At 68.6% G+C, this 19,334-nt stretch carries 18 protein-coding genes; 6 read left to right on the top strand and 12 right to left on the bottom strand.

Features of this window, described 5'->3' with window-relative positions; all coding sequences use genetic code 11:
* Window positions 1-47: 47 nt before the first annotated feature.
* From K0O62_RS06215 to K0O62_RS06235, 5 genes are read left to right on the top strand one after another with little or no spacing between them, the layout of a single operon-like run.
* Window positions 48-1,727 (top strand): thiamine pyrophosphate-binding protein, encoded by a 1,680-nt coding sequence (locus tag K0O62_RS06215; RefSeq protein ID WP_073856331.1) that lies wholly within the window; start codon window positions 48-50, stop codon window positions 1,725-1,727.
* Window positions 1,708-2,367: an SRPBCC family protein gene (locus K0O62_RS06220; protein ID WP_073856332.1), complete on the top strand. Its 660-nt coding sequence runs from the start codon at window positions 1,708-1,710 to the stop codon at window positions 2,365-2,367. The genes K0O62_RS06215 and K0O62_RS06220 overlap by 20 nt, the downstream gene beginning before the upstream one ends.
* Entirely contained in the window at window positions 2,364-3,383 is a 1,020-nt protein-coding gene (locus K0O62_RS06225) for a 3-oxoacyl-ACP synthase III family protein (protein ID WP_073856333.1), read from the top strand. Before K0O62_RS06220 ends, K0O62_RS06225 begins: the two co-directional genes overlap by 4 nt.
* Window positions 3,380-4,420: a pyridoxal phosphate-dependent aminotransferase gene (locus K0O62_RS06230; protein ID WP_073856334.1), complete on the top strand. Its 1,041-nt coding sequence runs from the start codon at window positions 3,380-3,382 to the stop codon at window positions 4,418-4,420. Before K0O62_RS06225 ends, K0O62_RS06230 begins: the two co-directional genes overlap by 4 nt.
* 7 nt (window positions 4,421-4,427) lie before the next feature.
* A complete protein-coding gene (locus tag K0O62_RS06235) occupies window positions 4,428-4,931 on the top strand; it encodes a MarR family winged helix-turn-helix transcriptional regulator (RefSeq protein WP_073856335.1) in 504 nt (167 codons plus the stop codon).
* A gap of 4 nt (window positions 4,932-4,935) precedes the next feature.
* Here the strand turns inward: K0O62_RS06235 and K0O62_RS06240 are convergent, their stop codons facing one another.
* Window positions 4,936-6,237 (bottom strand): GAF domain-containing sensor histidine kinase, encoded by a 1,302-nt coding sequence (locus tag K0O62_RS06240; RefSeq protein WP_079244294.1) that lies wholly within the window; start codon window positions 6,235-6,237, stop codon window positions 4,936-4,938.
* The gene (locus K0O62_RS06245) at window positions 6,234-6,896 is read right to left on the bottom strand and encodes a response regulator (protein ID WP_073856336.1); all 663 of its coding nucleotides are present in this window, start codon (window positions 6,894-6,896) and stop codon (window positions 6,234-6,236) included. The genes K0O62_RS06240 and K0O62_RS06245 overlap by 4 nt, the downstream gene beginning before the upstream one ends.
* 118 nt (window positions 6,897-7,014) lie before the next feature.
* On the opposite strand from K0O62_RS06245, the gene K0O62_RS06250 reads away from it, so the two are divergent.
* The gene (locus K0O62_RS06250; protein WP_234800080.1) at window positions 7,015-7,812 is read left to right on the top strand and encodes an HAD family hydrolase; all 798 of its coding nucleotides are present in this window, start codon (window positions 7,015-7,017) and stop codon (window positions 7,810-7,812) included.
* Between the two features lie 60 nt (window positions 7,813-7,872).
* On the opposite strand, the gene mmsB is transcribed toward K0O62_RS06250, so the two are convergent.
* The 10 genes from mmsB to K0O62_RS06300 all read right to left on the bottom strand — a co-directional run bounded on the left by mmsB (window position 7,873) and on the right by K0O62_RS06300 (window position 19,307).
* A complete protein-coding gene (gene mmsB, locus K0O62_RS06255) occupies window positions 7,873-8,748 on the bottom strand; it encodes a 3-hydroxyisobutyrate dehydrogenase (RefSeq protein ID WP_073856337.1) in 876 nt (291 codons plus the stop codon).
* Between the two features lie 29 nt (window positions 8,749-8,777).
* Window positions 8,778-9,938 carry an acyl-CoA dehydrogenase family protein gene (locus K0O62_RS06260; RefSeq protein WP_073856338.1) on the bottom strand — a complete coding sequence of 387 codons (1,161 nt, stop codon included), beginning with the start codon at window positions 9,936-9,938 and terminating at the stop codon, window positions 8,778-8,780.
* A gap of 6 nt (window positions 9,939-9,944) precedes the next feature.
* Window positions 9,945-11,465: a CoA-acylating methylmalonate-semialdehyde dehydrogenase gene (locus K0O62_RS06265; protein WP_073856339.1), complete on the bottom strand. Its 1,521-nt coding sequence runs from the start codon at window positions 11,463-11,465 to the stop codon at window positions 9,945-9,947.
* A gap of 204 nt (window positions 11,466-11,669) precedes the next feature.
* Window positions 11,670-12,278 (bottom strand): dTDP-4-dehydrorhamnose 3,5-epimerase family protein, encoded by a 609-nt coding sequence (locus K0O62_RS06270; RefSeq protein ID WP_073856541.1) that lies wholly within the window; start codon window positions 12,276-12,278, stop codon window positions 11,670-11,672.
* A 10-nt stretch (window positions 12,279-12,288) separates the two neighbouring features.
* Window positions 12,289-13,284: a dTDP-glucose 4,6-dehydratase gene (gene rfbB / locus K0O62_RS06275; protein WP_073856340.1), complete on the bottom strand. Its 996-nt coding sequence runs from the start codon at window positions 13,282-13,284 to the stop codon at window positions 12,289-12,291.
* Between the two features lie 9 nt (window positions 13,285-13,293).
* Window positions 13,294-14,166: an LLM class F420-dependent oxidoreductase gene (locus tag K0O62_RS06280; RefSeq protein WP_073856341.1), complete on the bottom strand. Its 873-nt coding sequence runs from the start codon at window positions 14,164-14,166 to the stop codon at window positions 13,294-13,296.
* 39 nt (window positions 14,167-14,205) lie between these two features.
* On the bottom strand, window positions 14,206-15,051 hold the full coding sequence (locus K0O62_RS06285) for an LLM class F420-dependent oxidoreductase (protein ID WP_073856342.1): 846 nt from the start codon (window positions 15,049-15,051) through the stop codon (window positions 14,206-14,208).
* Between the two features lie 57 nt (window positions 15,052-15,108).
* Entirely contained in the window at window positions 15,109-16,632 is a 1,524-nt protein-coding gene (locus tag K0O62_RS06290; protein WP_073856343.1) for an ATP-binding protein, read from the bottom strand.
* 32 nt (window positions 16,633-16,664) lie between these two features.
* Window positions 16,665-18,368, bottom strand: a complete 1,704-nt coding sequence (locus K0O62_RS06295) for a response regulator (RefSeq protein WP_073856344.1) — start codon at window positions 18,366-18,368, stop codon at window positions 16,665-16,667.
* 39 nt (window positions 18,369-18,407) lie between these two features.
* Complete coding sequence (locus K0O62_RS06300) at window positions 18,408-19,307, bottom strand: universal stress protein (protein WP_073856345.1); 900 nt, start codon at window positions 19,305-19,307, stop codon at window positions 18,408-18,410.
* Between the last annotated feature and the right edge of the window lie 27 nt (window positions 19,308-19,334).

Here is a 19,334-nt window from a genome sequence, read left to right on the forward strand (position 1 = left end):
CGCACTGCGTCGCGTGTCACCTGCAGAACGGGAAGGCAGGTACGCCGATGGTCAGCACGCACCGAGTGGTCGACCACATCATCGAGCAGTTGGCGGTACACGGTGTCAGTCACATCTTCGGGGTCGACGGCGCCAACATCGAGGATCTGTACGACGCCGCGGCCCTGCGCACCGATATCACGGCCGTGCTGGCCAAACACGAGTTCTCCGCCGCGACGATGGCCGACGGGTACAGTCGGGCCACCTCGGCGCTGGGGGTGGTCGCCGCGACATCCGGCGGCGGTTGCCTGAACCTGGTTGCCGGGCTTGGGGAATCACTGGCCAGCCGGGTGCCCGTGCTGGCGTTGGTGGGCCAGCCGCCCAGCACGATGGACGGGCGGGGCAGCTTCCAGGACACCAGTGGTCACAACGGTTCGCTGGATGCCTCGGCGTTGTTCGCGGCGGTGTCGGTCTACTGCCGGCGCATCCTGGACCCCGACGACATCGGGGCGGCGCTGCCGGAAGCGGTGGCGGCCGCCCGGTGCGGGGGACCGGCGGTGCTGTTGCTGCCCAAGGACATCCAGCAGGGCGCAGTCCAGAGTGCACCCGTCCGGGCGCCGGTGAACGGCCGCCAACTGGGTGACCCGGGCCCGATCGCCGCGCGGCTGCGACGCGCACACGGTCCGGTGACGATCATCGCCGGGGAACAGGTGGCCCGCGACGACGCGCGCGACGAACTGGAACGGTTGCGCGCGACCCTGCGGGCGCGGGTGGCCACTGTCCCGGACGCCAAGGACGTCAGCGGTGCCCCCGGGCTCGGGAGTTCCTCGGCGCTGGGCGTGACCGGGGTGATGGGGCATCCCGGGGTGGCCCGGGTGATCGCCGACAGCGCGGCCTGCCTGCTGGTGGGCACCCGGTTGTCGGTGACCGCGCGGGCCGGACTGGAGGACGCGCTGGCCACGGTGCCGGTGCTCTCGCTCGGGTGCGCGGTTCCCTACCTGCCGAGCACCCACGTCCACACCGAGGACCTGCGCGCGTCGCTACGGCTGCTGAACACGGCGCTCACCGGCACCGGGCGTCCGACCGGAATCTCGGTGCCCGAACGTATCCCGCGCACCGAGCTGAGCCCGCCCGGCCACCACGGGCCGGGTATCCGCTATCGCGATGCGATCGACGCACTGGATCACGCGCTGCCCGACGGCGTCGATGTGGTGGTGGACGCCGGCAACAGTGGGGCGTCGGCGATCCACCGGCTACGGGCCCGGCGGGACGGGCGCTTCCTGGTGGCGCTGGGCATGGGCGGCATGGGGTACAGCTTCGGTGCGGGTATCGGCATGTGCTTCGCACGCGGCCGCCGCACCGTGGTGATCGCCGGGGACGGGGCGTTCTTCATGCACGGTCTGGAATTACACACCGCGATCCAGTACCGCCTGCCGGTCACCGTGGTGCTGTTCAACAACAATGCCCACGCAATGTGCGTCACCCGGGAACAACTGTTCTACGGCGACCGCTACAGCTACAACCGGTTCACCGCCAGCCGCCTCGGCGCCGGGCTGGCGGCCATGTTCCCGGGTCTGCCCTCGGTAGACGTCACCACTCCCGACGCGTTGCCCGCAGCGTTGCATTCGGCGTTGGCGGCAGCGGGCCCGTCGGTGGTCAACATCGAATGTTCGGCCGACGAAATTCCCACGTTCGCACCATTTCTCACCAACCAGGAGGTCAAAGAACATGTCACTGCCCGCGCTTGACGATATCGTCGAACCGATCGACGGACTGATCCGCATCGAAAACTCTCCCCGGGAGAGCGCCACGCCGATCATCATGGAGATGATGCGCTCGGTGTACCCGCACGACGAGGTGTTCGGTGAATTCTGCACCGTCAACAGTTTCGTCGACTGCCCACCGGACGAACTCTTCGACTACCTCGCCGACACCCGGTCGTTGGAGGAATGGACCTACAGTCTGCGCGGCTTCGTTCCCGCCGGGGAGCCGGGTCTGTGGCTGGCCTATGACCGATTGGGTTCGCAGACACAGATATTCACCCGCACGGTCGCCCACCGTGATGCGATGACCGTCGACTACCACTGCGCCTGGGACCAGGGCCATCATCTCTGGATGATCTATCTGATGCGGGTCGTCGACGCGCAGGTGGTCCTGAACAAGCCCGGGTCGGTGGTGCTGTGGACCAACTGTCATCATCCGTTCTACGACGAGAATCCGTACCCGGAGACCGCGCCCCCGCAGCGCCCGGTGTGGGTGGGTGACTTCTGGGACATGTTCGGGGCCGGCCACGAACTGGAGTTGCGCAACCTCAAGGCGATCGCCGAGTACCGGCACCGGCACGGCCTACCGGTCAGCCCGGCCTGGATGACCGGGGCGGACCGATGAACACCACGGCGCCGGTCAGCCTGCTCGATGTCTCGACCTATCTACCCGGCGATCCCATCGGCGCCGAGTATTACGCGCAGTACGCCGAATCCGATGGTCTACGAGACAATCTCATGTTCCGGGCTCCACGGTTGCGCCACCATGTCGGTGTCGACGAGACCGCCACCGACATGGTCGAAAGGGCCGCCGCCGGCCTGGTCGAACGACACGGCGCCGACACGCTGGCCGACATCGACGTGCTGATCACCCACACCCAACTGCCCGACATGCCGTTCTACGGCGGCGGTGGGGCGGTGGCGCACCGGCTGGGTATGAAACCGAACTGGGTGGTGGACCTGCACAACGGTGGATGCGCGGCCTTCGTGCTCGGACTCAAACTCGCGCGTAACCTGCTGGCGAGCGGGGAGGGGCGCACCGCACTGATCGCGGTGGTGCAGAACGCCGCGGGGCAGATCTTCGACCAGCAGACGATTCGCCGCAAGGCGCAGTCCTCGGTGCCCGGCGACGGGGCGGCGGTCGGACTGGTCGCGCGGTCGGATCGATCGCCGATCCTGGATGTCGAATGCCGCACCTACGGCGAGTTCGCCGGCGATATGACCATCGCGGTGGACCCGCCCCGCAAGTGGTGGGCGGCCGGTCCGGGGGAGGGGTGCATCGGGTTCACCGAGTCCAAGATCACCAAGGTGCTGGCCCGGGGGAACCGTCAGGTGCCCGAGGTCTGCTACGCGGTGTGTGACCGGATCGGATTGGCACCCAGGGATATCGACCTCCTGGTGACCAACCAGCCCAATCGGGTGTTCCTGCGCAACTGGCGCGACGCTCTGGAACTGCCCAAGGAGAGACACCTCGACACCTTCGACGAGTGCGGCAACCTGTTCGCCGCCGGGATCCCGGTCAATCTGGACAAGGCGGTGACCGAGGGCCGGGTCGAGGCCGGCGACACCGTGCTGATGGCCGCCTTCGCCCACGCCGGGGACTTCGCCGGCGCCGCCGCGGTCCGGTGGGGTGGGCGATGAGCCTGCCGGACGGGCCGGCCGGGCTGCGCGATGCGCTTCCCGCGGCCATCGATCCGTTGGCGCTGTCGCTCAACGAGAACCCGTTCCCCCCGCTGCCGTCGGTGCGGGCGGCACTGGTCGACTGCCTCGGCGCCGCCAACCGCTACCCGGAGTTCCTGCCGGAACGGATGCGCGCACTGATCGCCGCCCGGATCGGGGTTCGCGACGATCAGGTGGTCATCGGCACCGGCGCCACCGGGGTCATCCTGCAGGTGTTGCATGCGCTCACCGCGCCTGGAGACACCATGGTGATGACCGCACCCACCTTCGACGGTTACCCGATCTTCGCGCAGATGGCCCGATTACGGTCGGTGACGGTGCCGCTGGACGTGCACGGGCGCCACGATCTCGACGCGATGGCTGCGGCCGCCGCCACCGCGCGGGTGGTGGTGCTGTGCCGGCCGCACAACCCGACCGGGACCATCGAGTCGGCCCAGGACATCGAGCGTTTCCTGGGCCGGGTGGGGCCGGACACCGCGGTGCTGCTGGACGAGGCGTACGAGGAGTTCCTGTCCCCGTCCGAGCGGATCGACACCCGCGAGCTGGTGTTGCGCTTCCCGAATGTGGTTGTCATCCGCACCTTCTCGAAGGCCTACGGGTTGGCCGGGCTGCGCATCGGCTACGGCTTCTGCGCACCCGACCTGGCCCGCCGGCTGTGGACCATGCAGCTGCCGTTCGGGATCGGGCTGACCGGTCTGGTCGCCGCGGCTGCCTGCTATCGCGCCGAAGACGAACTCCGGCAACGTATCCGGACCATTTCGGTCGAGCGGCGCCGGCTGCGGACCCGGTTGTCGGCGATGGGCGTGTACAGCACCGACGCGCGGGCCAATTTCGTCTACCTCCCCGGCGGGGCGAACGGCCGCCGCGGCTGGCCCGCGGTGTTCGAGGGCACCGGGGTGCGGGTGCGTGCCTATGCCGACGGCGGGGTGCGGATCACAGTGGGAACCGAGCAGTCCACCCGCGCGGTGTTGTCGGCGGTGGCGGCGGCGATGGTATGAAAAGGGCATGTCCTCACACTCCGGCAAACGGGACCCGATCACGCTGGCCCGCGCCAACTGGGAGCGAGCCGGATGGGGTGACGTCGCCGACGGCATGGTCGCCGTCACGTCGGTGATGCGGGCGCATCAGATCCTGCTGGCCCGGGTGGAGAACGCGCTGCGGCCGTACGACCTGAGCTTTTCCCGCTTCGAACTGCTGCGTCTGCTGGCGTTCAGCGCCAACGGTGAGCTCCCCATCACCAAGGCGTCGGACCGGCTGCAGGTGCACGTCACCAGCGTCACCCACGCGATCCGGCGGCTGGAGAGCGACGGTCTGGTGGAACGCCTGCCGCATCCGACCGACGGCCGCACCACCCTGGTACGGCTGACCGAACTGGGCCGTTCCACCGTCGAGGACGCCACCGAGACGCTGAACAAGGAAGTCTTCGCCGACATCGGGATCTCGGCCGAGCAGTCGCGGGCGCTGGCCACCGCGATCGAGACGCTGCGCCGCAACGCCGGCGACTTCTGAGCCGTCAGGAACTCGTGAGCGGGATGGTCGCGGTGACCGCCGTCCCGGCGCCCGGCCGGGACCGGATGTGCAGTCGGCCGCCCACGATCTCGGCGCGTTCGGCCATCGACAACAGCCCGTAGCCACCCATCTCGTCGCTGCCCAGCGGATGCTCGAAGGTGTCGAATCCGATGCCGTCGTCCACGATCTCGAGGCGGGCGAACTCGGTGTCACCGTCCCGCACAACGGCGAAGGTGAGCCGCGCGCGGCTGGCCCGGGCATGTTTGACGACGTTCTGCAGGCACTCCTGGGCGATCCGGTACAACGCCAACTCGATGTGATCGGGCAGCCGGTCCTGGGCCAGGTCGATCTCGATGCCGGGCTCGGGGATCGAGCCGGCCAGACTGGCCAGGCCGCCGGCGAGCCCCAGATCGTCGAGTACGGGCGGGCGCAGTCCGCCGATCGCGGCGCGCGCCTCCTGCAGGGTCAGGTCGACCAGTTCACGGGCCTTGGCCAGGTGGTCGACCGCGAACTTCGACGGCCGGCCGGCACCGTCGGCGACCGCCCGGGCGGCCGCATCCAACCAGTACGACAGGGTGACCAGCCGCTGGGAGATGCCGTCGTGGATGTCCGCGGCCAGCCGTCGACGCTCCAGCTCCTGGGCCTGGATGACCTGCTCGACGAAGTTCTCGTGGGCACGTTCACGGGCGACGAGCTGACGATGCAGCCGGGCCTGGTGCAGCGCGCCGGCGATCAGGCGCCCGATCACCAGCAGCAACTCCACATCGCGGTCGGTGAACTCGCGGCGGTGCACGGTGTGCACGTTGAGCACCCCGACCAGCCCGCCCGGATCGGTCTGCATCGGCACCGACACCATCGAGGTGAAATCGGAACCGCGCAGCGATTCGAACGGAAGGTAGCGCGGGTCGGATTCCTTGTCGTGGCTGATCACCACGGGCTGCCGGTTGCTGGCCACCCAGCCGGAGATGCCGTGGCCCAGCGGCAGCCGGATCTTGCCGACCTCCCGGTCGAACGGCGGGGTGGCGCCGGTCAGGGTCAGCGACCGCTCGGTGTCGTCGAGCACGTGGACGAAGCACACGTCGGTGCCGGTGGCATCGGTGATCATCCGGGCCGCCGCGGCGGCCAGCGGTTCCACCCCCGGCCCGCGGGAGGCCGCCTCGATCAGCCCGCGCAGCAGGGCCAGTTCGCGGTCGGCCGTCAGTACCTTCCGGCGGGCGGGAGCGGAGCGACTCGGGGGGATGTCCCGGCGGGCGGGAGCGGAGCGACCCGGGGGAGTGTCCGGGCGGGTGGGCTCAGCGCCGGTCATCTGTAGATGCCCTCGCGCAGCGCGGTGGCCACCGCGCCGGTGCGGTCACTGACCCCGAGCTTGCGGTAGATGGAGCTCAGATGGGTCTTGACGGTCTCGTCCCCGATCACCAGCTTGTTGGCGATACCGCGGTTGGACAGGCCGCTGACCACATAGGACAGGATCTCGCTCTCGCGCTGGGTGAGGCCCTGGCGGACCCCGGGCCAGAACTCGTCGCGCTGCAGGCGGGCCGCGGTGTCGGCGGCGCGGGCGGCCATCCCCGGGTCGATGGCCGTCTGCCCGCGGTGCACGAACTCCAGCTGGCGTACCAGCTCGTCGCTGCCGATGCTCTTCAGCAGGTATCCCGAGGCCCCGACGCGCAGGGCCTGGAACAGGTACTGCTCGTCGTCGTAGACCGACAGCATGACCACCTTGCAGTCCGGGTCCAGCTCGCGAAGGGCCAGGCAGAGGTCGAGCCCGCTGGCACCCTGCATGCGGACGTCGCAGAGCACGATGTCGGGTTGCAGGGCGGTCACCACCTCGACGGCCCGTTCGGCGCCGATGGCCTGACCGACCACCTGGACCCGGTCATCGAAGGTGGTCAGCATGGCCTTGAGACCCTCGATGACCATCTCGTGGTCATCGACCAGCACAAGACGCAACGGGTCCGACGGCGCCATGGCATCACCTTAGAGGTGGGAACCCGTGCTGCTGCCGAACTTGGCCGCACCAACCTGGCCTGCCCAATCCCCCTAGCGGGGGACGCGGAGACGATGTGACCTGGGCCACTCTGGTCGGGTGTCCATACATGAGGAGAAGACCCGGCCCACCGTCGGCCAGTTCTGGTGGCTCGGCGACGAACCCGACGACCCGGCGGCCTGTCCGCTCCGCGCGGTGATATTCGACCTCGATGCACTGGCGGATCTGGACCTCGACGGGCACCGGGTGGTCTACAACGCGGCCTTCGCCGCGCTCGGGCTGTCCCTGCACTGGAGCGTCGAGCGCTACCAGCAGCTGCTGGCACTGTCCGACGAACGCCAACGCGTCACCGCCGAACTGCGCAAACGCTGTGTGGGCACCGAATGCGACGTGCTGGTCGACCTGCTGGTCGATGAGATCTGCGCGACCAAGGAGATGATGTTCGAGGAGATCATCCTCGACGCCGGGGTGACGCCCCGGCCGGGGCTGCACGACCTGGTGATGGACGCCTTCGTCGCGCACATCCCGGTCAGCGTGGTGACGGACGGGCGGCGCAGCTGGGCTGAGCCGCTGGTCCGCCAACTCGTCGGGGACGGGGTCGTGGAATCGGTGGTGACCGCCGACGATCTGATCGGTCCCGACAAGTTCAGCCACGCGCTGGGTGAACTCGGGGTGGGGTCGCACGACGCGCTCGCGATCACCGGATCGACCGCCGGGTTGCGCGCCGCGAATGCGGCCGGGCTGGCCACCGTGCTCATCGAGACCGCCGCCGGCGGGAACCGGTCGGCGGCCGCGGTGCGCACCGGGTACGCCGGGGTCGCGGACCCGCTGCGGCTGGCGAGCTGTCGGCGTCTGCACGCCCGCTGGTGGGACCAGCACAGCCCGTCAGCCGCGTAGGCGGCAGTCCGGCTCCAGCCGCGTAGGCGGCAGTCCGGCTCCAGCCGCGTAGGCGGCTGGCTAGCCGTTGCGGATGTACTCGATGACCGCGCTGAAGTCCTTGTCGGCGTGGTCCTGCGCGAACTTCCCGTAGATCTCGGCGGCGTGGGTGCCCAGCGGGGCGGATGACCCGCTGGATTCCACGGCGGCCATCGCCAACCCCAGATCCTTGTTCATCAGCGCCGTCGCGAACCCGGGCTTGAAATCGTTGTTCGCCGGGGACGTCGGCACCGGGCCGGGGACCGGGCAGTTGGTGTGCACCGCCCAGCAGTTGCCGGTGGCGCCGGTGATCACGTCGAACAGCGACTGCTTGTCCAGTCCGAGCTTCTCGGCGAGCACGAAGGCCTCGCCGACGGCGATCTGCTGGACGGCCAGCACCATGTTGTTGCACACCTTCGCGGCCTGCCCGGCTCCGGCGGCCCCGCAGTGAATGATCTTGCCGGCCATGGCATCCAGGATCGGCCGGGCGGCGTCGACAGCCTCGTCGGGGCCGCCGACCATGAAGGCCAGGGTGCCGGCCACCGCACCCTTGACCCCACCGGAAACCGGCGCGTCGAGTTGGGCGAAACCGTGCTCGGCGGCCTGCTTGTGCACCTCGCGGGCGTCGTCCACGGAGATGGTGGAACTGTCGATGAACAGCGCGCCCGGAGCGGCCACCGGCAGGATCTCCGCGTAGCAGCTCTTCACCAGTGCGCCGTTGGGCAGCATGGTGATGACGACATCGGCCCCGGCGACGGCCTCGGCGCCGCTGTCGAAGACGCTGGCGCCGTTGGCCTTCGCCGCCTCCCTGGCTGCGGGGACGGGGTCGAAACCCTGCACGGCGTGGCCGGCCGCCAGCAGGTTGGCGGCCATCGGTCCGCCCATGTTGCCCAGTCCCAGAAAAGCGACGGTGTTCATCTCAGTGCTCATTCTTTTGCGCGACCTTCCTAACCGGCGGCCCGGGCCCGGGCGGCTTCTGCCCGGCCGATGACCACACGCATGATTTCGTTGGTGCCCTCCAGGATGCGATGCACCCGAAGATCGCGGACGATCTTCTCCAGCCCGTACTCCTTGAGATAGCCGTATCCGCCGTGCAATTGCAGCGCGGAGTCGGCGACGTCGAAGCACGCGTCGGTGACATAGAGTTTGGCCATCGCGCACAGCTCGACCTTGTCCGGGGACCCGGCGTCGAGTGCGGATGCCGCCCGCCACAACATCATTCGTGATGTCTCCAGTGACGTGGCCATATCGGCCAGCGTGAACCGGATGGTGGGTTCGTCGATCAACGCGCCGCCGAAGGCCTGACGGTCCCGCACGTAGCCGGCCGCCTTCTCGTGGGCCGTCCGCGCCCCGCCCAACGACGAGGCCGCGATGTTGATGCGGCCGCCGTTGAGCCCGTTCATCGCGATACCGAAACCGGCGCCTTCGCCGTCGAGTCCGCCGAGCATCGCATCGGCGGGGACGCGTGCGCCCTCCATGATGACCTGCGCGGTGGGCTGGGTGTTCCAGCCCATCTTGGCTTCGTTGGCCCCGAAACTCAGTCCCGGTGTGTCCTTTTCGATCAGGAAGGCCGACAGGCCCTTGGGCCCGTCGACGCCGGTGCGGGCGATCACCAGGTAGACGTCGGAGACACCGGCCCCGGAGATGAACTGCTTGACGCCGTCGAGCACCCACTCGTCGCCGTCGCGCACCGCCTTGGTCCGCACCGCCGACGCATCCGAGCCGGCCCCGGGTTCGGTCAGGCAGTAACTCGCCAGCGCCTCCATACCGGCCAGCCGGGGTATCCAGGTCTTTCGCTGGTCCTGACTGCCGTAGGTGTCGATCATCCAGGCGCACATGTTGTGAATCGAGATGAAGGAGGCCAACGCCGGATCGGCGGCGGACAGTTCCTCGAAGATGCGCACGGCATCGATGCGGCGCAGCCCGCTGCCGCCGACATCCTCACCGCAGTAGATGGCACCCATGCCCAGTTCGCCGGCCTCACGCAGCACATCGGTGGGAAAGTGCTTGGTCTCGTCCCACTCCAGAGCGTGCGGCGCAAGCCGTTTGGCGGCGAACGCGGCCGCCGTCTCGGTGATGACGCGTTCATCCTCGTCGAGCTCGAACATGGCCGGCTACTTCATGGTCGGGATGACGAACTCGGCGCCATCCTTGATGCCGGAGGGCCAACGCTCGGTGACGGTCTTGACCTTGGTGTAGAACTGGATCGAGGCCGGGCCGTGCTGGTTGAGGTCGCCGAAGCCGGAACGCTTCCAGCCGCCGAAGGTGTGGTACGCCACCGGAACCGGGATCGGGACATTCACGCCGACCATGCCGACCTGCACGCGGGAGACGAAGTCGCGGGCGGCGTCACCGTCGCGGGTGAAGATCGCCACGCCGTTGCCGTACTCGTGCTTGGTGGGCAGGCTCAGTGCCTCTTCGTAATCCTCGGCGCGGACGATGCACAGCACCGGGCCGAAGATCTCGTCGGTGTAGATCGACATGTCGGTGCTGACGTGATCAAAGAGGGTGGGGCCGATGAAGTAGCCGCCCTCCAGGCTCTGATCGTCGAAGCTGAGTTCGTCGGTGGCGCGCTCGCGGCCGTCGACCACGATCTCGGCGCCGGCCTCGACACCCTGGTTGATGTAGTCGCGGACCCGCTCGAGGGCGGCACCGGTGACCAGCGGCCCGTAGTCGGCCTTGGGATCCAGGCTGTGCCCGACACGCAGCTGCTTGACACGCTCGACGAGCTTGGCGCGCAACCGGTTTGCGGTCTCTTCGCCAACCGGGACGGCGACGCTGATGGCCATGCAACGCTCACCGGCGCTGCCGTAGCCGGCACCGATCAGTGCGTCGACGGCCTGGTCGAGGTCGGCGTCGGGCAGGATGATCATGTGGTTCTTGGCGCCACCGAAGCACTGCGAACGCTTTCCGTGCGCGGCCGCGGTGGAGTAGATGTACTGCGCGATGTCGGAGCTGCCGACGAACCCGACGGCCTGGATGTCGGGGTGGGTGAGGATGGCGTCGACCGCCTCCTTGTCACCCTGCACCACCTGGAACACACCGGCGGGCAGACCGGCCTCGATGAACAGCTCGGCGAGCCGCAGGGGGACCGAGGGGTCACGCTCAGAAGGCTTGAGGATGAAGGCGTTTCCGCACGCCAGGGCCGGGCCGGCCTTCCACAGCGGGATCATCGCCGGGAAGTTGAACGGGGTGATGCCGGCGACGACACCGAGCGGCTGACGGATCGAGTAGACGTCGATGCCGGTGCCGGCGCCCTCGGTGAACTCACCCTTGAGCAGGTGTGGGATGCCGATGGCGAACTCGATGACCTCGATGCCGCGCTGGATGTCGCCCAGCGAATCGGCGACGGTCTTGCCGTGCTCGATGGACAGCAGCTCGGCCAGCTCCTGGGCGTTCTGGTTCACCAGGTCGATGAACTTCATGAACACCCGCCCGCGGCGCTGCGGGTTGTAGGCGGCCCAAACCTTCTGGGCTTCGACGGCGGAGGCGACGGCGGTGTCCACGTCGGCCTTGCTGGCCAGCAACACCTGGGCCTGGACCTCGCCGGTGCTGGGGTTGAGCACGTCGGCGGTGCGGGTGGACGCCAGGTCGCTGCGCTGGCCGTCGATGAAGTGCGGAATCTGTGTGGTCATGACATCCGTCCAAAAAGGTGTGCAGATTTACTGGTCCGGCGGAAGGCCGAGATACTTGCATATCCTAGTAATCGGGGCACGGGTTTGGCAAGGGGCTGTTGTGAGGGCGACCGGCGCAGCGGTCGACTGTGAGCCGGGCGATGAAATCGGGTACAGATGGGCGATCTTGTTCACGCCGGCGGCGGGCCGGCTAGGGCGAAGCCGTCACTCGCCGGCCTGCGCGGCGCGCAGGCTCTCCACGAAGGCCTGGCTGTCGGCCCAGGTCGGGAGAAGCCCGGCGGCGCGTACCTCGTCGAGGGTCGGTGCGGCGGCGTCGCGCTCGGACAGCAGCGGGGTATGCCCGGCGGGCCACTCGATACCCAGCGAGGTGGCCAGGATGGTGTGCTCGCGCTGCGGCGCATAACCCGTCGAGCACAGGTACATCACCGTCGAATTATCTTCCAACGCAAGGAAAGCGTGCCCGAGGCCCTCGGACAGGTACACCGAGTTGTGGGTGCGTTCGTCGAGCAGCACGGCATCCCACTGCCCGAAGGTGGGGGAGCCGACCCGGATGTCGAGCACCACGTCGTACACCGACCCGCGCAGGCAGGTGACGTATTTGGCCTGGCTCGGCGGCAACTCGGCGAAGTGCACCCCGCGCAGCACCCCGGCCGCGGATACCGAGCAGTTGGCCTGGGCCAGGTCGAAGCGATGCCCGGTCATCGAGGTGAACCCGGGCGCGGTGAACCATTCGAAGAACAATCCGCGGGAATCGGTGTGCACCCTCGGGGTGATCTCCCACGCACCGGGCACCTTCAGTTCACGCGAGCTCATGTCCGCAACCTCACTGCCCGCGCCGCGCATAGGTGGCCTCGACGTCGTTCTTCAAAGGACCCCACCAGGATTCGTTGTCCCGATACCAGTCGATGGTGGCCCGCAGGCCGGACTCGAAGTCGGTGTGGGTGGGCTTCCAGCCGAGTTCTGAACGCAACGCCGATGCGTCGATCGCGTAGCGCAGATCGTGGCCGGCCCGGTCGGTGACGTGATCGAAGTCGTCAGGGTCGCGGTCCATCAACCGCAGCAGGGTGCGCAGCACCGACAGGTTGTCGCGTTCCCCGTCGGCGCCGATCAGGTAGGTGCGGCCGATCTCACCGTCGGCCAGGATCCGCCACACCGCGGCATTGTGATCGTCGACGTGGATCCAGTCCCGCACGTTGGCCCCGGCCCCGTACAGCTTCGCGCGGCGCCCGGTCAGCAGATTGGTGATCTGGCGGGGGATGAACTTCTCCACGTGCTGATACGGCCCATAGTTGTTGGAGCAGTTGGAGATTGTCGCCCGCACGCCGTAGGAGCGCACCCAGGCCCGCACCAGCAGATCGGCGGATGCCTTGGTCGACGAGTAGGGGCTCGACGGGTTGTACGGGGTGCTCTCGGTGAACCGGCCCGGATCGTCGAGCGCGAGGTCGCCGTAGACCTCGTCGGTCGAGACGTGGTGCAGCCGCGTCCCGTGCCGGCGTACCGCCTCCAGCACCGTGAAGGTGCCGATCACATTGGAGTGCAGGAACGGCGCCGGGTCGGCCAACGCGTTGTCGACGTGGGTCTCGGCGGCGAAGTGCACCACCGCGTCGGCCGCGCCGACGAGCGCGTCGACCACCGGGCCGTCGGTGATGTCCCCGGTGACCAGCCGGATCCGGTCGGCCACCGGGGCCAGCGCTTCCCGGCTGCCGGCGTAGGTGAACGCGTCGAGCACAGTCACGTCGACATCGGGATTCTCACGCAGCGTCAGGTGCACGAAGTTGGCGCCGATGAACCCGGCGCCACCGGTGACCAGCAGGCGCATGGGACAACCCTAGTGGTCTACCCCTTTGAGCCCCAGCGGGCCGGCCAGTTCGGTCAGCGTGGGAATCAGCTTGTCCGGGCCACCCAGCACCTGGATGGCCACGTGATCGGCGCCGGCGTCCAGATGCTCGTTGAGCCGCGCCGCGATCGCCGAGGCGCCCCCGTGCGCCACCACCGCGTCGATCAGCCGGTCGCTGCCCGGCTTGGCGATGTCCTCCTCGGTGAACCCGAGCCGGCGCCAGTTGTTCAGGTAGTTGCTCAGATTGAGGTAGAAGTCCACGGTCTCGCGGCCCACCGCGCGGGCCTGCTCGGCGGCATCCGGTGACGCGTCGGTGAGCACCACCTTGTGTTCGGGCGCCAGGAAGACGGTGTTGCCGATGAGGTTGCGCGCCTGCCCGGTGTGTTCCGGGGTGGTCAGGTAGGGGTGGGCGCCGGCACTGCGCGCGGCCGCCAGCTTGAGCACCTTGGGGCCGAGCGCGGCGACGACCCGCCTGCTGGTCGGCACCTTCTGCGCGTCGAGGGCGTCCAGGTATTCGACCAGCACGTCGTAGGGCTTGCGGTACTCCTCGGTGTGTTCGGGATGGCCGATCCCGATGCCGAGCAGGAAGCGGCCCGGGAACGCCTTCTCCACCCGGTGGTAGGCCTCGGCGACCTCTTCGGCCGGGGCCGTCCACACATTGATGATGCCGGTGGCGACCTGCAGATTCTCGGTGGCCTCCAACAGCGGTTCGACGTAGTTGAGGTCGCCGGCCGGCGAACCGCCCACCCAGATCGCGCGGTAGCCGAGCTGCTCGATCTCGGCGGCCTGTTCCGGCTTGGGGCTCCCGAAGATCCAGACGCCGAAGCGGCCGAGGTCGGGTTTGAGCGAGACAGCGTCGGTCATGGTGGTAGTCCTCGTTCCTGGGTAGTTCCGCGTTTCTGATTACTGCAGCCCGAGCGGGCCGGCCAGTTCGGCCAGTGCAGGCACCAGCTTGTCAGTACCCGTCAGGACCTGAACCGGAACGTGATCGGCGCCGGCGGTGAGATGTTCGCGCAGGCGCGCGGCGATCGCCTCGGTGCTGCCGTAGGCGACCACGGCGTCCACCAGCGCATCGCTGCCCGGCTTGGCCACATCCGCATCGGTGAACCCCAGCCGTTTCCAGTTGTTCAGATAGTTCGCCAGATCGAGGTAGACCTGCAGCGCCTTGCGGCCCACGGCGCGGGCCGCCTCGGCGTCGCTGGTCGGGACCACCTTGTGCTCCGGCGCCAGGAACGCGTCGGGCCCGATGAGGTCCCGCGCGGTGGCGGTGTGCTCCGGGGTGGTCAGGTAGGGGTGGGCGCCGGCGCTGCGGCGCGCCGCGAGTTTGAGCACCTGCGGGCCGAGCGCGGCGACCACCCGGCGGTCGGCCGGGACGCCGTAGCGGTCCAGCTCGGCGAGGTAGTCGGTGAGCGCGTCGTAGGGCTTCTTGTACTCGGTGTGCGCTTCGGGGTGGCCGACGCCGATCCCGAGCAGGAACCGGCCCGGGTACTCCTTGTCGATCCGGTGGAACGATTCGGCGACCGGCCCGGCCGCAGCGGTCCAGATGTTCACGATGCCCGTCGCGAGCGACAGGCTGTCGGTGGCGCCCAGGATGGGCTCGACCCACTCCAGCTCGGCCGGCGGTGAGCCGCCGGCCCAGATCGCCCCGTACCCGAGGGCCTCGATGTCGCGGAGTTGTTCCCGCGAGAGTTGTCGCCACTGGGCGTAGTGGCCGAAGACGCCGAACGTGCCCAAGTCTGGTTTCGTCACGTTTGCCTCAACGACGGCGGTGACGTGCGCATTCCGATCCGCGCACGCCGATCGGAACTATTCGGTGCCGGCGGCGGCGAGTTCACCCGGAGTCGGGGTGACCGGGGCGGGCGCGATCAACGGCAGGCAGACCGCGAACCGGGTATCACCCGGCTTGGACTGCACCGAGATGTTGCCGCCGTGCTTTTCCACCACGATCCGCCAGGCCAGGTCCAGGCCGAGCCCGGTGCCCTCGCCGAACGGCTTGGTGGTGAAGAACGGGGTGAAGATCCGGTCGATGATCTCCTCGGGGATGCCCGGGCCGTCATCGCAGATCTCGACCCGGATCGTGTGCTCGTTCTCCCGGGAAGTGCGCAGGGTCAGCGTGCCCTCCCCGTCCATCGCCTGGATCGCGTTGTCGATGATATTGGTCCAGACCTGGTTGAGATCACCTGGGTAGCACTGCAATTCAGGCAGCGTCTTGTCCAGCTCCTTGACGATGGACACCGGCTTGCCCTTGCCGGGGCCGCCGATCTTGTCGCCGAACATCATGATCGTGCTGCGCAGCAGTTCGTGCACGTCGGCGCTGCCGTAGGTGCCGCGGTCCATCTGCGAGTACTGCTTGGCGCCGGCCAGCAGGGCGGAGATCCGCTTGCTGGCCTCGGCGATCTCGTTCATCCTCAGTTCGTTGTCGATGGTGTACTTCAGCCAGCCGATGGCGCTCTGCAGCGACGCCGTCGCGTCGACCTCGTCGACGGAGGCGTGTACCTTCTCCAGCCAGTCGGTATCGAGGCCGGCCTCGACGAATGTCGGCGCGTAGTCCCAGGCCAACGCGATGCCGTGGTCCTCCAGCCAGTCGCCGATCGCGTCCTCGCGGTCGGAGGCCTCCAGCGCGGTGAGTTCGACATCGCGGTTCTTGGCCACCTGCTCGGCGACATCGTCCTGGATGCGGATCAGCACGCACATCCCCTCGGGGGAGAACTTCCCGTCGGCCAGCATGGCCAGCTTGTGCCGCATCTTGCCGACCGTCTCGCGCAGATCGGCGACGGCCCGGGCGGTGGCGGCGGCGGGATTGTTGAGCTGATGGGTGAGCCCGGCGGTGATGGTGCCCAACGCCAGCAACTTCTCCCGCTGCCCGATGATCTGGCTCTGCCTGCGGCCGCCGACGAGATGACCTTCGAGCAGGTGCACCGCCATCGGGAACTGGGTGCGCATGAACTCGGCGAAGTCCTTGGCCTCGAGCACGAAGCAGCGCGACGGCCGGGTCAGCTGCACCGAGGCCTGATAGCTCTGTTCCTCACCGGGGATGTAGGCGGACCACGCGCCGAAGTACACGCCGCGCTGGGAGGTGCGGTTGGTCTGGATGTCGACGCCGCCGGACCGCTTCGACATGATCAATTCGCCGTCGATCATGACGTAGAAGCAGGTGGCGGGCTCGCCCTCCTGGCACAGCGGGCCGGCCGGGAACGTCTCGATGTGCCCGGCCTCGCAGAGGATGTCGAGCTGGTCGTCGGCGAGATGCTCGAACAGGAACAGCGTCCGCAGCTCTTCGCGGACGCACTGCTCGCCGTCGTCTGTGACCTCGCCGTTGCTGGAACCCATGTGTCCCTCTTCCCGCGTCGTCCTGCGTCGTTCTAGGTCTCGGCCAGATACCGGTGCACCAACATCACCGCCATCGACCCCTCGCCGACGGCGGCGGCCACCCGCTTGGCCGACTCCGAGCGCACATCCCCGGCGACGAACACCCCCGGAACGCTGGTTTCCAGGTGGTGGGGCGGACGGTCCAGCGTCCACCCGACCTTGTCGCGCAGATCAGGCCCCGACAAGATGAAGCCGTGATCGTCGCGGGCTATTCCCGCCTCCTCCAGCCATTGGGTGCGCGGGACGGCCCCGATGAAGCAGCACATCCGGTCGCAGCGGACCGATTCGGTCTCCCCGGTCCGCTTGTTCAGCAGGGTCAGTCCGGCCAGATGGCCGTCCTCGGCGGTGGTGTCGACGACCTCGGTGCAGGTCTTCACCGTGATGTTCGGGGTCTGGACGATCCGGTCCACCAGGTACTGCGACATCCCGGCCTCGATCGACTGCCCGCGGATCAGCATGGTCACCGACTTCGCGGTCTGCGACATGTACATCGCGGCCTGGCCCGCCGAGTTGGCGCCGCCGACGATGAAGACGTCCTCACCGGCGCACTCGGCGTTGTCCGAGACCGAGGCGCCGTAGTAGACGCCGCGGCCGATGAAGTTCTCGTCAGGGCTGCCGGGATCGTTCCAGCAGCCGGCGATCTCCAGCTGTCGGTAGTCCACCCCGGTGGCGAGGATGACCGCCCGCGCCCCGATGGTCGCGTCCCCGTTGAGGTGGATGGTGTGCGCGGCGCCGATGCCGCCGGCCTTGAGTCGGCCCGCCTCCTGGGTGGTGATCACTTCGGCGCCGAAGCGTTCGGCCTGCCGGCGCGCCGTCGTGGTCAGCGCGGCACCGCCGACACCGTTCTCGAATCCGAGGTAGTTCTCGATCTTCGAACTGCGCCCGGCCTGGCCGCCGGTGGTGGCCTTCTCGATCAGCACGGTCTTGAGGCCCTCGGAGGCGCCGTACACCGCGGCCGCCAGGCCGGCGGGCCCACCGCCGATGACGGCCAGGTCGTACATCTCCAGCTGCGGGCTGGTGGACAGGCCGAGCAGCGCGGCCAGTTCGGCGTCGGTCGGCGCGACCAGCCGCTCGCCCTTCTCGGTGATGACGACGGGCAGCCGGCTGTCGTCGAGGCCGGCGGCTTCGAGCAGTTGGGCGCCCTTGGGTTCGTCGGCGTTGACGCTGCGGAACGAGTACTGGTTGCGCGCCAGGAACTGGCGGACCTCCCAGGACCGGTCGTTGTACCGGTGCCCGATGACCTTGGTGTAGGGCATGCCGCGGTCCCCGACGGCGCGCCATTCCTCCAGCAGCCCGTCGATGACGGGGTAGAGCTTCTCCTCCGGCGGGTCCCACGGCTTGAGCAGATAGTGGTCCAGGTCGACGACGTTGATGGCGTCGATCGCGGCGGTGGTGTCGGCGTAGGCGGTCAGCAGCACCCGGCGCGCCAGCGGGAAGACGTCCATCGCCTTCTCCAGGAATTCGATGCCGCTCATCTGCGGCATCCGGTAGTCGGCGACCAGCACCGCCACGGTGTCGCCGCGCAGCTTCAGTTCCTTGAGCGCGTCGATGGCGTCGGCACCGGATTCGGCGCGGATGATGCGATATCGCTCCCCGTAATGGCGGCGCAGATCGCGCGCGACCGCGCGCGACACCGCGGGATCGTCGTCCACGGTGAGAATGGCTGGCAGGCGAGGCTGGTGATCGGATCCGGGCATCGCTACCAGTATGCGCCCGTCGTCGAGCGGATTTGCGGCTCAGGTGGGATGAACCGGCGACTGGGGCCGCGCAACGATGACCGCGGTCCGCGCGGATTGCGCCACCGTGCGGCTGACCGATCCCAGAAGCATGCCGGCGAAACCGCCGCGGCCGTGGCTGCCGACCACCACCAGTTGCGCCGTTTCTGCTTGCACAAGCAACTGCTGGGCCGGGCTGTCGCGGACCACCTCCCGCCGAACGGGCACGTCGGGGTAGCGCTCCTGCCATCCGGCCAGACGTTCGGACAGCACCTCCTCGGCCTGCGGCCGAAACGTCGTCCACTCCTCGGCGGGGTACGCGTACACCGTCACGTCGTTCCACGCATGTACCGCGATCAGTTCCACCGCGCGCCGCGAGGCCTCGTCGAAAGCGATCGCCACCGCGGCCTCCGAGGCGGGTGACCCGTCGATGCCCACCACGACGGGGGCTCGCTCGGACTGCATCTGCGGCTGCGCCTTCGGGTGGATCACCGCGACCGGGCACTCGGCATGGTCGAGCACTCCGGAGCTGACCGAACCGAGCAGGGCGCGCCCGATGCGACCGAGCCCCCGGCTGCCCACCACGAGCATCTGCGCATCCCTGGACAGGTCGACCATCGCCGACACCGGGTTGCCCTCACAGACCTGTTCGCGAATCGGGATCGATTCGGCGCCGGTCGCCACCTGTGCAGCGATCATCGTTGCCCGGCTGAGGAACTCGCGACCGCGCTGTGCGGCCCGCTCCTTCAGGTCGTCGGCGACCGACATCTCGTACAAGGTGTGGACCGTAGTGCCCGGCAGCACGTGGACGAGGGTCAACCCGACCTTGTGCAGCACCGCTTCGGCGGCCGCCCAGTCGACGGCCGCCTCCGATTCCGGTGAGCCGTCGACTCCGACCACGATGCCGTTACCTGACGTCATATCAACTCCTCGAACGCCGCCTGACCA

Origin of the sequence: Mycolicibacterium diernhoferi (assembly GCF_019456655.1) — a bacterium.
Classification (GTDB): domain Bacteria; phylum Actinomycetota; class Actinomycetes; order Mycobacteriales; family Mycobacteriaceae; genus Mycobacterium; species Mycobacterium diernhoferi.

What these genes read in the sequence shown, in the direction of transcription:
- K0O62_RS06215 (WP_073856331.1), top strand. Translation starts at nt 48, where the DNA reads ATGGTCAGCACGCACCGAGTGGTCGACCACATCATCGAGCAGTTGGCG.
- K0O62_RS06220 (WP_073856332.1), top strand. Translation starts at nt 1,708, where the DNA reads ATGTCACTGCCCGCGCTTGACGATATCGTCGAACCGATCGACGGACTG.
- K0O62_RS06225 (WP_073856333.1), top strand. Translation starts at nt 2,364, where the DNA reads ATGAACACCACGGCGCCGGTCAGCCTGCTCGATGTCTCGACCTATCTA.
- K0O62_RS06230 (WP_073856334.1), top strand. Translation starts at nt 3,380, where the DNA reads ATGAGCCTGCCGGACGGGCCGGCCGGGCTGCGCGATGCGCTTCCCGCG.
- K0O62_RS06235 (WP_073856335.1), top strand. Translation starts at nt 4,428, where the DNA reads ATGTCCTCACACTCCGGCAAACGGGACCCGATCACGCTGGCCCGCGCC.
- K0O62_RS06240 (WP_079244294.1), bottom strand. Translation starts at nt 6,237, where the DNA reads ATGACCGGCGCTGAGCCCACCCGCCCGGACACTCCCCCGGGTCGCTCC.
- K0O62_RS06245 (WP_073856336.1), bottom strand. Translation starts at nt 6,896, where the DNA reads ATGGCGCCGTCGGACCCGTTGCGTCTTGTGCTGGTCGATGACCACGAG.
- mmsB (WP_073856337.1), bottom strand. Translation starts at nt 8,748, where the DNA reads ATGAACACCGTCGCTTTTCTGGGACTGGGCAACATGGGCGGACCGATG.
- K0O62_RS06260 (WP_073856338.1), bottom strand. Translation starts at nt 9,938, where the DNA reads ATGTTCGAGCTCGACGAGGATGAACGCGTCATCACCGAGACGGCGGCC.
- K0O62_RS06265 (WP_073856339.1), bottom strand. Translation starts at nt 11,465, where the DNA reads ATGACCACACAGATTCCGCACTTCATCGACGGCCAGCGCAGCGACCTG.
- K0O62_RS06270 (WP_073856541.1), bottom strand. Translation starts at nt 12,278, where the DNA reads ATGAGCTCGCGTGAACTGAAGGTGCCCGGTGCGTGGGAGATCACCCCG.
- rfbB (WP_073856340.1), bottom strand. Translation starts at nt 13,284, where the DNA reads ATGCGCCTGCTGGTCACCGGTGGCGCCGGGTTCATCGGCGCCAACTTC.
- K0O62_RS06280 (WP_073856341.1), bottom strand. Translation starts at nt 14,166, where the DNA reads ATGACCGACGCTGTCTCGCTCAAACCCGACCTCGGCCGCTTCGGCGTC.
- K0O62_RS06290 (WP_073856343.1), bottom strand. Translation starts at nt 16,632, where the DNA reads ATGGGTTCCAGCAACGGCGAGGTCACAGACGACGGCGAGCAGTGCGTC.
- K0O62_RS06295 (WP_073856344.1), bottom strand. Translation starts at nt 18,368, where the DNA reads ATGCCCGGATCCGATCACCAGCCTCGCCTGCCAGCCATTCTCACCGTG.
- K0O62_RS06300 (WP_073856345.1), bottom strand. Translation starts at nt 19,307, where the DNA reads ATGACGTCAGGTAACGGCATCGTGGTCGGAGTCGACGGCTCACCGGAA.